At 58.3% G+C, this 14,161-nt stretch carries 9 protein-coding genes and 1 pseudogene; 2 read left to right on the top strand and 8 right to left on the bottom strand.

Annotated elements, in window-relative coordinates:
• Positions 1 to 433: 433 nt before the first annotated feature.
• The 8 genes and pseudogenes from C2E16_RS09255 to C2E16_RS09220 all read right to left on the bottom strand — a co-directional run bounded on the left by C2E16_RS09255 (position 434) and on the right by C2E16_RS09220 (position 11,409).
• Positions 434 to 730 (bottom strand): type II toxin-antitoxin system RelE/ParE family toxin, encoded by a 297-nt coding sequence (locus C2E16_RS09255; RefSeq protein WP_038626512.1) that lies wholly within the window; start codon positions 728 to 730, stop codon positions 434 to 436.
• Positions 727 to 1,005 (bottom strand): hypothetical protein, encoded by a 279-nt coding sequence (locus C2E16_RS09250; RefSeq protein WP_038630021.1) that lies wholly within the window; start codon positions 1,003 to 1,005, stop codon positions 727 to 729. The genes C2E16_RS09255 and C2E16_RS09250 overlap by 4 nt, the downstream gene beginning before the upstream one ends.
• Before the next feature lie 56 nt (positions 1,006 to 1,061).
• Positions 1,062 to 2,087 carry a site-specific tyrosine recombinase XerC gene (gene xerC / locus C2E16_RS09245; protein ID WP_084970824.1) on the bottom strand — a complete coding sequence of 342 codons (1,026 nt, stop codon included), beginning with the start codon at positions 2,085 to 2,087 and terminating at the stop codon, positions 1,062 to 1,064.
• A gap of 44 nt (positions 2,088 to 2,131) precedes the next feature.
• A pseudogene (locus C2E16_RS09240) lies at positions 2,132 to 3,103 on the bottom strand (DNA primase); the annotation flags it as partial.
• A 382-nt stretch (positions 3,104 to 3,485) separates the two neighbouring features.
• Complete coding sequence (locus tag C2E16_RS21490; protein WP_104951481.1) at positions 3,486 to 5,300, bottom strand: VENN motif pre-toxin domain-containing protein; 1,815 nt, start codon at positions 5,298 to 5,300, stop codon at positions 3,486 to 3,488.
• The gene (locus C2E16_RS21485) at positions 5,297 to 9,139 is read right to left on the bottom strand and encodes a ShlB/FhaC/HecB family hemolysin secretion/activation protein (protein ID WP_167401687.1); all 3,843 of its coding nucleotides are present in this window, start codon (positions 9,137 to 9,139) and stop codon (positions 5,297 to 5,299) included. The genes C2E16_RS21490 and C2E16_RS21485 overlap by 4 nt, the downstream gene beginning before the upstream one ends.
• A gap of 741 nt (positions 9,140 to 9,880) precedes the next feature.
• Positions 9,881 to 10,447: an Ail/Lom family outer membrane beta-barrel protein gene (locus C2E16_RS09225; RefSeq protein WP_038626525.1), complete on the bottom strand. Its 567-nt coding sequence runs from the start codon at positions 10,445 to 10,447 to the stop codon at positions 9,881 to 9,883.
• Between the two features lie 209 nt (positions 10,448 to 10,656).
• Complete coding sequence (locus tag C2E16_RS09220; RefSeq protein ID WP_038626527.1) at positions 10,657 to 11,409, bottom strand: SDR family NAD(P)-dependent oxidoreductase; 753 nt, start codon at positions 11,407 to 11,409, stop codon at positions 10,657 to 10,659.
• 110 nt (positions 11,410 to 11,519) lie between these two features.
• Between C2E16_RS09220 and C2E16_RS09215 the strand changes: the two genes are divergently transcribed.
• Positions 11,520 to 12,410, top strand: coding sequence for a LysR family transcriptional regulator (locus C2E16_RS09215; RefSeq protein ID WP_038626529.1), 891 nt, complete (start codon positions 11,520 to 11,522; stop codon positions 12,408 to 12,410).
• A gap of 193 nt (positions 12,411 to 12,603) precedes the next feature.
• Entirely contained in the window at positions 12,604 to 14,160 is a 1,557-nt protein-coding gene (locus tag C2E16_RS09210) for a methyl-accepting chemotaxis protein (RefSeq protein WP_052133904.1), read from the top strand.
• Position 14,161: the final 1 nt, after the last annotated feature.

Raw genomic sequence — 14,161 nt, 5'->3', positions numbered from 1 at the left:
AGCGCAGCGCAGTGCGAGCCGTCGCAGACAGACGACGCCGGGCGGGCATTAAGCCCTTTAGCGGAGGCCGTCAGGCCGACTTCCTCTGGGGTTACTTACCGGCGATGACGCGGCTGACGCCGCCTGGGATGGCGGCCGCACCCCGGCGCTGAACGCGGGGCGCACGCCATAATGCAGATTATACGCATACGAGCGCATGACGTTGTTTCAGGAAGGAGTCAGGTGTGAATCGCGAGAGTGCGTGTAATCTCCCGCATTATGGTTAATGGACGCGCGGCGGCCATCCCGTACCTGCATATTGCACAGCGGACCGGCCGCCGCACGGCCATTTACCCCGCGACGCACGGAACAGGATGAAGGCAGATCGCGCCACGGATGGCGCGCCCTGCCGCACAGCGAACAGCCCGGCTTACAGAGGGCTCCGCTAACTCTGCTAACTTTCCGGCGAGACCGGCGGCCAGCATCGGGCCGTGTGGATCAGCGTCACTATCCAGACGATACCGGCTTCTTCATCCAGCTCATACACAAGCCGGTAATGTTCATGCGGTATCAGCTCCCGCGTACCCGCTATTTTTCCCGGCGCACCCATCAGCGGCTGCTCTGCCAGCCTGGCCGCGGCTTCACTGAACCGCTCATCCATCTCCGCCGCAGCCAGCGGGTTTCGTTCCTCGAGGTAATCCCATATTGCTGTACGGTCGTTGAGCGCCTCCTGCGCCCACAGCACCTTCACGCTTTCCCCGCCAGTTTTGCCCGACGCGCGGCGAACTGCGCTTCAGCCTCTTCGTTGCTCACAACGTTATCTGCTCGTATATCCTGCCGTCCTCTCTCCACTTTCTGCGCCAGGTAAGTATCGTAAGCCCGACTCTCGCTCTGGCGACGGATGTATTCCCGCATCAGCTCGCGTATTACCTGCGAGGCCGGTCTGTCACTGGCTTTCGCAGCGGCGATGAACTCTTCCCGCAGCGAGCTTTCCAGCTTCATCGTGAACACCGCTTCTTTAGGCATGGCTCTTTCTCCCACTCTGCTTAAGTACTGACCAAGTATATACCTTATCATCACCTTTACTCCATCCTGTCTGGTTTCTGGTTGTCCCGCTGCTCTGCCGGATGCGTTGACGCATGGACCGCCTGAAGCGCCTTTATGCTCACCTGCGTGTATATCTGCGTGCTCTCCACGCTCCTGTGACCCAGCATCGCCTGTATCCACCGCAGGTCCGCGCCGTTCTCCAGCATCTGCGTCGCCATTGCGTGACGGAACAGGTGGCAGCTTCCCCTGTCGATGCCCGCCGCTCTCAGGTACGGCACCACCGCCTGCGTGATGCCGTTCGCCGTCAGCCCCGCCACGCCGTCCATCGCCAGGAACAGCGCCCGGCAGCCTGGCGTGACAGCTATTTCCGGCCTCACCTGGCTGAGGTAGCGCTCAAGCCACCACAGCGCACGCTCTCCCGCCGGCACCACCCGGTCTTGGTTTCCCTTGCCCTGTAAGCTCAGCGTCCGCCGCACGAAGTCCGTGCTGTATATCTCAAGCCTGGCCGCCTCGCCGCGCCGGATGCCCGTTGACCACAGCAGCTCCATCAGCGCACGGTCGCGCACGCCCTGAAGCGTCGTCAGGTCGCACAGCGCCAGGATGTCTTCTACCTGCTCCACGCTCAGTATCGTGCGCGGCAGCCGCCGCTCCAGCCGCGGCAGCTCCAGGTCCGCCGCCGGATTCGCCAGTATCAGCCCCTGTTTTGTCAGCCAGGAGAACCACACCTGAAGCGGCTGAAGCGCCGTCCGCTGCGTCCGGCTGCTCAGCGGCTCCCCGTTCGTTTTTCGGTAGCCGTACAGCCAGCGCTGCCAGCTCTCCAGCACCGGACGGGTCACCTCCGCCGCGTACCGGATACCCCGTTCATCCGCCCAGCAGATAAAGCGATAACTGTGATGCGTCTGCACCTTCAGCGTCGTCTCTGACCAGTTGCGCTCCCGCCGCCACCGCACGAACCGCAGCAGCGCATACAGGCTTTTCGGGTCGGACGCCGGGCCAACCGGCTGGCGGTAGATTTCATCGACGGTAAGCAGGCGGTCTGAACGGGGTTTGCGGTTGGCCATGATGACACTCCTTTGTCAGAACGGGCGCTGTCTGCGGCAGGCGGCTAAGAAGGAAGGCTGACTGACGAAGGCGAAGGCGGCAGCGGGGTTTTCTTTTTCTCTCTTATTACTGCGTTTTCAGCAACCCGAACCGCTTCACCCGCCGGGCCTTCTCCTGCCTGCCCTGACGCCGATTTTCCCGGCCCGAACTTATCCCGAACCTGACCCGAACTTAAGGCGGACTTACTCTCTTCCGGCCCGAACTTACGTTTACCGCCTTCGTCATCTCCGGCTTTTTCATTCACGCTCAGCAGCCCGCACAGGTGGCTTTCCTCACCGCTGCCGCCGTCCCACAGCAGCTCATAGCGCAGCAGGTGACCGCGACTGCCGCCGTGGGTTAACAGGTACTCCATTTCACTCAGCCGCAGGCAGTGGTGCTTGAGCTGGCTGTCGCTCCAGTTCGTCCACGCCCGGATGTCCCGCCGCGTGAACCGCACCTCTGAAGGCAGGCAGTTCTGCCGCTGCGCAGTCTCCTGCACCATCGCCTGTATCAGCAGCAGCAGCTTCCGCGTCTGCGGCGGCATCTCGTCCAGCGTCCGGCCCAGGACCTCATGCGCCAGCCGGTTCGCCAGCCGGATGTCTGACGGCTGCACCTCGATATACTCGATAACGCTGCCGCGATGCTCCGTCCGCTTCACTGTCCGCTGGTACTGGTGCAGCAGCGCAACGCTCTGTATCAGGGTGAGGTATTTCATATGGTCGCGCCGGGTGCGCGTTTTGTCGCTCAGGAACGTCAGTTGCTCCGCGTAAGGGTTCACCACCTTCAGCGGGCGCAGCCGCCGCTGCGCGTTCCGGTGTAACCGGGCCAGATAACCCTTTTCCGACTGCGCCAGTAAGCCTTCCAGCGTCTGCGCCCGCCGCTGCTGCGCGTGTATTGCTTCCGTCTGCTCTCTGGACTCGTTCACCGTCAGCACCAGGCAGCGGTTCAGCAGCTCCTCGTCCACGTCTGAAGCGGTTGTCGAAGTGATCACCGGGCCGGGCCAGTTGATCATCCGGCTGCTCGGGGAGGAGTAGATATGCCGCGAAGAAGATAACGTGCTGGTTATAAAGTAAAACTCCCCGCTTTTGAGAGCGGAGAATTTATATTTAGTCATCGCACCTAAGGTTTAGGTTGAACTTATTGAAGATCATTATGAATGTTCATTTCGATAATAAACGTACCAACAACCTATTCCAACCACTATACCTCCAAACGAAGCGCCTCTGATGATTTTATATAGCCCGGGCAAATATGTCAGAAAGGGAACGTCACGGACAAAATACAGATATATTTTTGCAAAGGCATATACAACCAACCCTATGAAGTTCATGGTTAAAATTGATAGCAGCAAAAATAAAAATAATAATAATATCCATTTCTTACTTTTCATTACGAATTTCCTTTTCGTTTCCAAGTGAGGCGTTTGGATCAGTAAGAACGTTGAAAGTTTCCCCAGCTAAACCTCCACCTGCTGTTCCTGTGATAGCAGGAATAGGATTCAATGTAGAAGGTCTAGATATTCCCATTCCAATATCATCCCAACGTAAAGTTTTCCATGTCGGATTGAAGATATCATCTGCTATTGGTGTAATGATTTTATTTCCTATTCCATAACCAATCGCACCACCCACTCCACTAATCGTGCCGTAAAGGAAAGGATTTTTACCATCTATATAACTGGTTATAGCGCCGCCAGCAGCATTTATAGCTACTGTTGATTTAAATCCGGTGTATCGGGTTAAAGCGCCAGTCCAGTAAGCGCCTATAACATTTTTAGGATCAACAGAGCCGGTTAATCCATAATCAATGGCACCGACAGCCCCAGTCCCGATAGCTCCAGATATAGCCACAGCCTCCGGGAGGATCCATGGAGATATTATTGTTCCCATCGCTGCGACAGCCAACTGACAGGATACCGGTGTTCCTCCACTACAGGCTTCTTTTATTGCTGCCTGTGTTCCCGATTCGTAATTCGCTGTGGTTCCGGGTTTCTGTTTATTTGCCGCTGCCAGCACACTGCCCAGCGCATTATTCTCAACCGCATTCTTCCCGCCCTGCGCCCCGGCCATCACTCCCGCCGTGCTGTCTCCGGTCAGCCCGCCCGCCAGGCCCGCCGCCAGCGTACCCAGCGCACTGATGGTCTGCTTCTCCGTCTGCGTCAGCTCACTGACTTTTTTACCCGGATACAGCTGGTCCATGACCAGCTGCCCCATCAGCTCTCCGGTCACGGCGCCCGCCGCGCCTGCCGCCGCACCGTTGCCCGCAGCCCAGGACGTTACCGCGCCCACCACCGCATGCGCCATGGCGCGGCTGGCTTCGTCCGGCGCAAGCTTGTGTATCTGCTCCGCCAGATACGGCGCCGCCGCCCCGCTGATGGCCTGGCCGAGATTGCCGCCCGCCAGACCCTGTACCGCCGCCGTCGCGGCCTGTATCGCCTGCTGGACGGCGCCGCCCGTGCCCAGCCCGGTCTCCGCGAACGCCTGATTATAGAAATTCTGGTACATCTGAGCAGTGATATCTTCCGCCGTCGCCGTTTTATCCGGATGGGCCTTCTCCCGGTCCGCTTTCGCCCTCGCCCTGTCCGCGTCGGTCGCAGTCGCCATCTTTTCGGTCGCCGCCTTCGTCGCCGCGATTTTCCCCTGCGTGCGCACGATGTCGCTCACCTGATTCCCGATTTCCCCAATCAGCTGCGCTTCCCGCAGCCGGGTCTGCTCTTTCTCCCTGTCAAATACCGGACTTAACGCCCCGTGCGCATGCGCCGTATCCCGGCTCAGGTTCGCCATATCCTGCTGCTGTTTTTCAGCGTCGCGGATGACAATGTTGCCCCCGCTCACCGCTGCACGGGTCGTCGAGCTGGCGCTGCCGCTGCCGTTTGCCCCGGTCAGCAGGGCGTTCGCCATATTCCCCGCAAACTCGCTGCCAATGCTGCCGCCCGTGCTGATGCCCGCGCCCTGATGTTCGACCTTATAGTCCGCCCGGTTCCCGATATCACGCCATCCCAGCGTGCCGGTGTCAAGGCGGTTATTCTCCGCCGTCGCCGTGGAGGCGATAACCGCCCCGTCCAGCTGCGTGTGTCCGCCCACCGTCACGTCAAACCCGCCGCTGCCCGCAAAAAGGCCCGTCTGCTCCTGCACCGACGCATACGTCGAGTGCATCCTGTCCTTGCTCAGGCTGAGGCTGCCCGCCCCGCTCATTGAGCCGATGCTGAACGTGCCCCCGCGCCGGCGCTCTGCTGTTTGCTGTCGTATTTATCCGTATCCTGCTCACTGGTCAGCGTCAGGTTACGGCCCACATCGGCGGTAATTTTCTCCCCGCTCACCTGCGCGCCCGTCAGCGTCGCGTCGCGCCCGCTTTTCAGCGTGACGTGATTACCGGCGGTCAGCATGCTTTCTGTATGCGTCGTGCCGTTACCGCTCTCCTTACCGCCGGCTTTATTCACGCTTGCCGATACCTGAAGACCCCAGCCGCCTGAACCTGCGCCGATCCCCACGCCCACCGTGCCGCCTTTGCTTTCGTTCTTTCCGCTCAGCGAAGAGGTGTTCTCGCCGGAAATCATATTGATATCCCGGCTGGCGGCCAGCAGTGCATTATTCCCCGCCTGAAGCTCACTTCCCCGGACGGTAATGTCCCCGTCTGTGGCCCGGATGGTCAGGTTATTCCCCGCCATCGCGCTGCTGCCCTGCGAGATGCTCTGCCTCTGCGTCTGCTCCGATTTTGATGACTGACTGCCCCAGGAGAGCGTGACCCCGATGGCATTATTGTTATCCGGGTTGCTGCCCTGCGCCGCGTTCATCGCCACTGCCTGACCCGCCTGCACACCGCTCAGCGCCGCCTGTATGCCCTGCAGCGCCGCCAGCCGTCCGCTGCTCCCCTGCTTCGCCGACTTCACCTGCGTCACCGCCTGATTAATCGCGCCGCCCGCCGCGCCGGACAGCGCCAGCGTCAGTCCGCTGCTTTTCTGTTCCACCGAATGCGTCCGGCTGCTCTGGTTTTCCGCCGCCAGGATATTTACCTGCTTCCCGCTGAGCGCCATATCCCGGCCAGCCACCAGGTTCGATCCCTTCACGGTCAGTTCATTACCCGCAGTCAGCGAGACGTTGCCATTCACCGAGCCGACGGTGCTGCCCTGCTGCGTCACGTCCTGCGCGGTATCCGTCACCTTCAGCTTCTGATTCCCCCAGGTGAGTCCGAGGCCGCCGGTACCGGACAGACCCGATTTTTTCTCCTGACGCTGATGGCTTTCCTCGCTCTGCTCATCTGCGGTAGTGACGGCCAGGTTATGGCCAGCCGCCAGACGCACGTCATCATCGCCCGCTACGCTGCTTCCCTGAATCAGCAGATTGTTGTCCGCCTGCATCGTTACGCTGGCGCCGCTGAACGCTGAACCCTGCGCCGTCTCGCGGTTGACCACATCATGAGTGGTGACGGTGGTTTTTGATAATGCGCCGTTGCCGCCGGTAGATTTATGATGCGACGCAAAGTTGCTGCTGTCCGTCGCGGCGGTCAGGCTGATGTCCCGTCCTGCCTGCACTCCCAGACTGTCGCCTGCGTTGACTGTCGCCGCCTGCGCCTTCACATCCTGCCCGGCAGTCAGCAACACCGACCCCGCACCGTTCACCGCACTGCCCATATGCTGAGTGGCGGACTGTTTCAGCCAGTTATCCTTGTCCCACGTCAGATTATCGCTGACGGCGGTCGCCACCGCGTTAAGGTTCAGATCGCGTCCGGCGTTCAGCACCGTCTGGCTCAGGCTTCCGCTGTTGACGACCTGCCCACCGGTCAGGGTGATATCCCGTCCGGCGCTGAGCGAAAGTTTGCCCTCTTCGCCCTGAACGTAAATGCCCCCCACCCGGTCCAGAGTGGTGCGGGCAAAGCTGTTCTGCCCGGCCGCGCTTTGCGCGCTGCGCGTGGTGGTGACGATATTGATATCGCGTCCGGCGCTCGCCAGCACCGAATCATTACCGGTTATCATTCCGGCAATATTGTTGATATCCGTACGCGCCAGCAGGCTGACATCCGCCCCGTTAATGGCGCCCGCTTTATTGGTGATATTCTCCGCGCTGAGCTGTACCGTCTCGCGCCCGTTTATCGCGCCGCTGTTCAGCAGGTCGCCGCTCAGGTTCATCGCCACCTGTCGCCCACCCAGCAACGCGCCCGAACCGTCGATATCCCCCTCCTTCACCCGCACATACACCTGCGGCACCAACACCGTCTGCCGGGTTCCGTCCGGCAGCACCACATCGGCGTTCACCAGCCACACCATATCTTCCGTTAGCAGGCTCATCTGCTCTGCGGTCAGCGCCACCCCCGGTATCAGGTTATGTTCCTTACCGAAAGCGATACCCGCGTTCATCAGTCCCTTAAACTGCGCCTCATCGTCACGGTAATCGGCCAGATAACGGCCCCCGGTCAGGGCAATGTTTTGCTCGCGCACCAGCCGCTGCTCGTAATAGCCGTCGCCGAGGCGTTTGTGCATATTATCGCCGTTCAGCGAGAAGGCGTTCTGCATATAATCGCTGCCGAGCCACTGTTTGTTATTGGTGAAGCGCGGATCGGTTTCTACCAGGTAACTCGCCTCCGGCTGCGGGTGCGTTTTAAACAGGCTGGTGTCCGACAGCGGCAGGCGCCAGGATAAATCGTTGCGCACCGTCCAGCCGCGATCGGCGCTCAGGGTGCGCTCGCCGTCAAAGCCGCGCACGGTCCAGCGACCGCCGACGGAAAACCGATCCTGAGGGGTCAACGGCGTGTTGCTGGTCTGGCGTTGCCAGGCCACGTCATAACGAAAGCCTTCTCCGGCCAGAACAAACGGCAGGCTCAGGCGGGCTTCGGTACGCAGTATGCGGCTCAGCGCGGTGCCTTCACCAAACAGCTCTTCCGGCGCAGGCTGCGCGCCAAACCAGCGAGTGCCGCGCTGGTAGCTGATGCCCGCGTCCAGGGTCGCCGGGCCGATATAGTGACGATGCTGAAGCCCCGCCTTCCATGAGGAGACGTGGCGGCGCTGCACCTCTATTTCGGTATCGTTGATATAATTGCGGGTAGTGCGGGTTTGCACTTCGTACGTCAGCGTGGTTTTTTGCGCGTCGTTGCGGTACAGCATCCGGCTAAGTTGGGCGCTAAGGCTCTGGCTTTTACCGCCGTAGCGGTAATCCTCCGTCAGACCGGCGACCGTCTGATGGTAGTGGTAGTCGCTGCCGGTCAGCGAAAACGACCACCAGCCAACCGGAACGGACCAGTACGTGCTGAGATTCTGGTTGCTCTTCTCATGTCCTGGCTGCAAATCATGGGAGAGCGAAACCCAGAACAGGTCGCTAAGCGCCAGCGGATTATCAAGGGAGAGCGTCAAACCGCCCTGATAGCGCCCGGTGGCGGTGGTGCCGGAATCATCCAGTGACATGCCAAGCCGCCAGAACTTGCGTTGCCGACGGGAAATCATAATGTCGCTCCCGCCCGCTTGATCCGCCGGAACGATCTCCATCTCCGCCTGGACGGTCGGCAGGCGTTGCAGGTTCTCCAGCCCCTGTTCGATATCGCGTAAATCAAGCAGATCGCCGTCGTGAGCGGGAAAAGCGCTGTACAGCCAGAACCGGCGGCTGCTATCCGGCGTCATGGCCACGTAGCGGATTTTACCCGGCAGAATGGTCAGCCGCAGACGGCCGCTTTTCAAATCCTGCGCGGGAGCCAGCACGCGCGTGGTGGTCCAGCCGTGGGACATCATCCGGTTTTGCAGCGAACTCATCAGCAGGTTAATTCCCCGCGCGCCGAGGCATTTTCCCACCGCGCGATCCGCCAGTTTTTGTAACGGCAGCCAGTGCGGCAGCGCCTGCTGGCCTTCCAGCATCACGTGATGAATGGTGAAGCAAGGACTTTCGGCCGGAAAAACAATCTGCATGGCATCAGGCGCTGGCGCAGATAAGCGCACATCGGGAACGGGTGGGATCAGCTGCTCTTCCAGCGCCTGCTGGCGCTGTTGCTGTCGGATAAACTGTTCGTCGCCGATAGCGGCGCGGAGAGGCGGCGCGACAGCAAACGCCATTACTGAACAGACCGACAGCAGAAGATACTGCTTTCTGCGCAAGAGAAGGTTGAATTCCATTTCGACATAACCTTACAGAAAATAATATCTAAATAAATGAAAAAAATTCGCGGAAATAAGCGCTAATTTATTTACGCATCCATCAGAGGAAGGATGGAAACTCTAAAATATGAAAATGTTGTATGACACTATAAAACGCCGCTTTGTGTGGGGAAAACGACGAAATCCGCCTCCTCAAAAAACGGACAAAGGAGAGCTACCCAACCCTATTTATGTTAAAATTTCGTTAATTGACCATCTGCTTATCGATGCGCTATTAAAATAAAACGCCAACGCCGACAATGTCAAATGCCAGATCTAAAGCTGGCTTCAACTTTTATCCGGCAAATATAAAACTCAGAAATTTCATCGCCAACAATCTGTTTTATAAAAATAATTTCATTTTTCTTACCTTCGGAGGGAGCTGACCTTATTCATGCGACAGTGTTTTTATTTAACTCACTTTTTTCAGCCATGCCTTTTAGGATGGCGGTCTGCCTCGTTATTATCTGTCAACCCGTTATCTCAAATTAAAGTTAATACTTTTCTTGACGTCTTTGATAGTTCCACACCGAACCCTGAATAGCGCAACTGGAATTTTTATACGAAACGACTGTTATCCATCTGCTTATCACCTGAATAAAAAACAAAGGCGACCGCATAGGGCCGCCTTTGTTTTTTAGAAAATTTACTACAGGCTACTTAAAAACGATACCCCACGCCGATATTAAAACCATTGATGCGGTGATCGTCAGCCATATTGATGCGAGTTCCTTCATACCCCAGGTTAACGGTTAAATAATCGCGTGGATTAATAATAATCCCTGCGCCATAAGCAAACGACGTTTCGCGTCCGTAAAGAGCACGTCGTTTAATGCTGTTGTTATTCATCTGTCGCTGCGTATTACCCGTCGCCTTTGTTCGCGCGAAACCACCGACCGCATAAAGTGAGATCAGGCTGTTAATACGGTAAGCCGGTCCCGCCAGCAGGGAGTAATATTTTATATCGATTTCGCTGCGCTTATTTATAACGTCAAACGAGCCGCTGCCATTCCCGATGTTGTCGCTGCCTTCCTGCCAGCTAAAAGCGGCGATCAGGCTGACCGGAAGAACAGACTCATAGCGATATTGCAGGTTCAGGCCACCGATACGCTTAAAGTCTTCCACTTTACTCTGCGCGTACCCAACAGAAAAAGAGTGATGCGAGGCCAGTGCGGCGCCACTTGTCAACAACGACGATAACAGAACGAACAGCGTGGTTTTCTTCATAACTCAAAATCCTTTTAAGAGATGAATTAATTTTTTTCTGGAAGGACATTACCCTGCGCGCCATTATTTGACGCGCAGGGTAACAAGCCTGTTATTAATAAAGGTAACAAGCCCGTTGATAATAAAAGAGGGACTCCGGGATTAAAGTAAATTTATCTTAATATTGCTGTGATTTTTACTTGCTCACTCCTGCTTTTCTCTAACGCAGGTTAGATCTGCGTCATGCCGCCGTCGACAAACAGTTCGACGCCATTAATGAAGCTCGCCTCTTCAGATGCCAGGAACAGCACCGCGTTGGCGATCTCCTTCGGCTGCCCTACCCGGCCCGACGGTATCTGGCTGATAAGAGAAGACTTAAACGCCTCTGCCTCCTCGCCGCTGCCGAACAGCCCATTCAGTCCGGCCGTTTCAGTCACGCCGGGGCTGACGACATTAACGCGAATATGACGATCTTTCAGGTCCAGTATCCAGTTACGGGCGAAGCTGCGCACCGCCGCCTTGGTAGCGGAATACACGCTAAAGGCGGGCGTGCCGGAAATGCTGGTGGTGGAGGCGGTCAGCACCACCGATCCGCCGTCGCGCAGCAGCGGCAGCGCTTTTTGCACGGTAAACAGCACGCCTTTGACGTTAGTGTTAAAAGCGCTGTCAAAATGTGCCTCGCTGATGGCGCCCAGCGGCGAGAAATCGCCGCCGCCGGCGTTGGCGAAAATCACATCGATATGGCTATGCCGCTGCTGCACCGCGTCATACAGGCGGTCGATATCCTCCAGACGACTCATATCGGCGCGCACGCCGGTCACCTGTCCGCCAATCTCGCGCACGGCGGCGTCAAGCGCCTCCTGACGGCGGCCGGTAATAAACACTGCCGCGCCCTGCTGCGCAAACGCCTTTGCCGTCGCCAGGCCGATGCCGCTGGTGCCGCCGGTAACGATAACCACTTTATTGCTGAATGTGCCGTTCATGATTTTTCTCCTGTAAGGACGACCCTTCGTCTTGAAGAAAAGCATATATGTGCAACGATGAGGGAACAGACGGCAAAATTAAGATGCAGCGTTCTATAAGGAGAACGACAGTGCGGGCAGATTTTAACGATTACTACTGGTTTGCGCAGGTGATTTCTCATGGCGGCTTTGCTGCGGCGAGCCGGGCGCTGGGCGTACCGAAATCACGCCTCAGCCGCCGTATTTTCGCGCTGGAAGAACGTCTGGGGATGCGGTTGATCGAACGCACCAGCCGACGCTTTCGGATGACGGAGGTGGGAGAGGCGTTCTATGAGCGCTGCCGCATTCTGCTGCTGGACGCAGAACAGGCGGAGGCAGTCGTGGCGGAAGCGAAGGCCGAGCCGCATGGACGCGTGCGCTTCAGCTGTCCGACCGGCCTGGTGGAGGTGATTCAACCTCACCTGCCTGCGTTTCTGACGCGCTACCCGCACGTTAAGCTGCAAATCATCGCCCTCGATCGCCCGGTGGATTTGATTCACGAGCGTATCGATATCGCCCTGCGGGTGCGCACGGAGCTGACCAGCGACGCCGATCTGATCATGCGCACGCTCGGCGTGTCACATCGCATTCTGGTCGCCAGCCCGACGCTTGCCGCGCGTCTGAGCGATGATATCGATACGCTGAATCAATGGCCCACGCTTGGCACCAGCGATGAGCCGGGCGAGTTGACCTGGCCGCTGGAAAACCATCAGGGGGAGCGCCGCCTGATCAAACACGAGCCGCGCATGAGCTGTGGGGATTTTCTGGCGGTGCGCGCGGCGGCAGTCAGTGGCTTAGGCATCGCCCTGCTGCCGGACCACAGCTGCACCGCCCAGCTGAACAGCGGCGAGCTGGTGCAGGTTTTTCGTCCCTGGCGCGGACAGGCCGGGATCGTGCATCTGGTTTTTACCACGCGCCGGGGCCTGCCGCCCGCGGTACGGGCGTTTATCGATCATCTGGCAGCCACCTTTCCGCGTATCTAGCCAGCCTCATTCCGCCCCCTCGTCGTCACGCCCGCCGCCTACGGAAAGCAGCGACGAAACTGAAGCCGCCTCGCTTCTGCGCCATTCACAATGGCTTACACGTGCTGAGCTAAAGATTTGCCTGCCAACGCCGATATCCAGGCGTCCCCTGGATAGATAACGGGATCCACATACAACACGCAGGTAATTCATTATGTTTAAAAATTTAACTATACGGCGAAAGTTCATCCTCGCTTTCGGTGCGGTCATTGCAGTCATGCTGATTATCTGCGCCACTTTCTATGGCAATTTTTCACGTATCGTGAAAGCAAATGACTGGAATGTGCACACTTACCAGGTGATCGACGAAAGTCGCGGTCTGGTGGAAAGCCTGGTCAATATGGAAACGGGCCTGCGTGGTTACGCGCTCAACGGTAAGGAAGATATGCTCCAGCCTTTCACGCTGGGACAGAAAGCGTTTATGGAGCATCTGGAGAAAGCGAAACAGCTGACCTCGGATAACCCAGTGCAACAGGATCGCCTGGCGCGTCTGCTTCAGCAGCAGCAGAACTGGACACAGGATTTCGCCGCGCGTCTGATAGAAAATCGTCGTGCGGTCACGGCCGGAACGATGCCGTATGATCTCTTTATCAGCGAATTTGAAGCCAACACCGGCAAAACGCAGATGGATGGCATGCGGACGATTATCGGCGAAATGGCGGGCGAGGAGCAGGGTCTGCTGGCGAAGCGTCAGGAAGCCGTCGCCTCAACCACGTCGCAAACCACCCTCACCCTGATTCTGGGTTCCCTGCTCGGTCTGGCGATTGCCATCACTCTGGGCTACCTGCTGACGCGCGCTATTACCGCGCCGCTGCAACGCGCGGTGTTGGCGGCACAGGCCATCGCCACCGGCGATTTAACCACCCGTCTGGTGGCGAACTCCCGTGATGAAACCGGCGTGCTGATCGAGGCGCTGGCGACAATGCAGGCTCAGCTCACCCGCGTGGTCTCCGATATCCAGAATGCGGCCTCCTCAATCGATAACGCCGCGAAAGAAGTGGCTACCGGCAACATCGATCTCTCCAGCCGCACCGAGCAGCAGGCGGCATCGCTGGAAGAGACCTCCGCCAGCATGGAGCAGCTTACCGCTACCGTGCGCCAAAACACCTCAAACGCCCAGCACGCCAGCTCGCTGGCCAGCGACGCGTCGCAGGTTGCGCTGCGCGGCGGCGATGTGGTCGGCCAGGTGGTTACCACCATGTCGGCGATTGCGGAAAGCTCGCAGCATATCGTCGATATTATCGGCACAATCGAAGGCATCGCTTTCCAGACCAATATCCTGGCGCTGAACGCGGCGGTGGAAGCGGCGCGGGCGGGCGAACAGGGTCGCGGTTTCGCGGTAGTCGCCAGCGAAGTGCGCGCGCTGGCGCAGCGCAGCGCCACGGCGGCGAAAGAGATTAAAGGGCTGATCCATCAGTCAACCGAGCGCGTGACGGAGGGCACCGGTCTGGTGGCCGATGCCGGCTCCACGATGAAAGATATCGTGACCTCGATTCAGCGCGTGTCGGAGATCATGAATGAGATCTCCACGGCCTCTGATGAACAGGCAAACGGCATTGAGCATGTGGGCCTGGCGGTCGCGCAGATGGATGAAGTGACGCAGCAGAACGCCGCACTGGTTGAACAGGCCGCCGCCGCCGCCGCGTCGCTGGAAGATCAGGCTTCTCACCTCACCCGCAGCGTGGCGATTTTTAAAACCGCGCACGTCTGAC

The organism is Mixta calida, from assembly GCF_002953215.1.
Taxonomy (GTDB): domain Bacteria; phylum Pseudomonadota; class Gammaproteobacteria; order Enterobacterales; family Enterobacteriaceae; genus Mixta; species Mixta calida.
The sequence above is the reverse complement of the archived record's forward strand: the minus strand, read 5'-3'. Positions and strand labels throughout refer to the sequence as shown.

Coding starts and splice junctions, on each gene's coding strand:
- C2E16_RS09250 (WP_038630021.1), bottom strand. CDS start 1,005: ATGCCTAAAGAAGCGGTGTTCACGATGAAGCTGGAAAGCTCGCTGCGG.
- xerC (WP_084970824.1), bottom strand. CDS start 2,087: ATGGCCAACCGCAAACCCCGTTCAGACCGCCTGCTTACCGTCGATGAA.
- C2E16_RS21490 (WP_104951481.1), bottom strand. CDS start 5,300: ATGAGCGGGGCGGGCAGCCTCAGCCTGAGCAAGGACAGGATGCACTCG.
- C2E16_RS21485 (WP_167401687.1), bottom strand. CDS start 9,139: ATGGCGTTTGCTGTCGCGCCGCCTCTCCGCGCCGCTATCGGCGACGAA.
- C2E16_RS09225 (WP_038626525.1), bottom strand. CDS start 10,447: ATGAAGAAAACCACGCTGTTCGTTCTGTTATCGTCGTTGTTGACAAGT.
- C2E16_RS09220 (WP_038626527.1), bottom strand. CDS start 11,409: ATGAACGGCACATTCAGCAATAAAGTGGTTATCGTTACCGGCGGCACC.
- C2E16_RS09210 (WP_052133904.1), top strand. CDS start 12,604: ATGTTTAAAAATTTAACTATACGGCGAAAGTTCATCCTCGCTTTCGGT.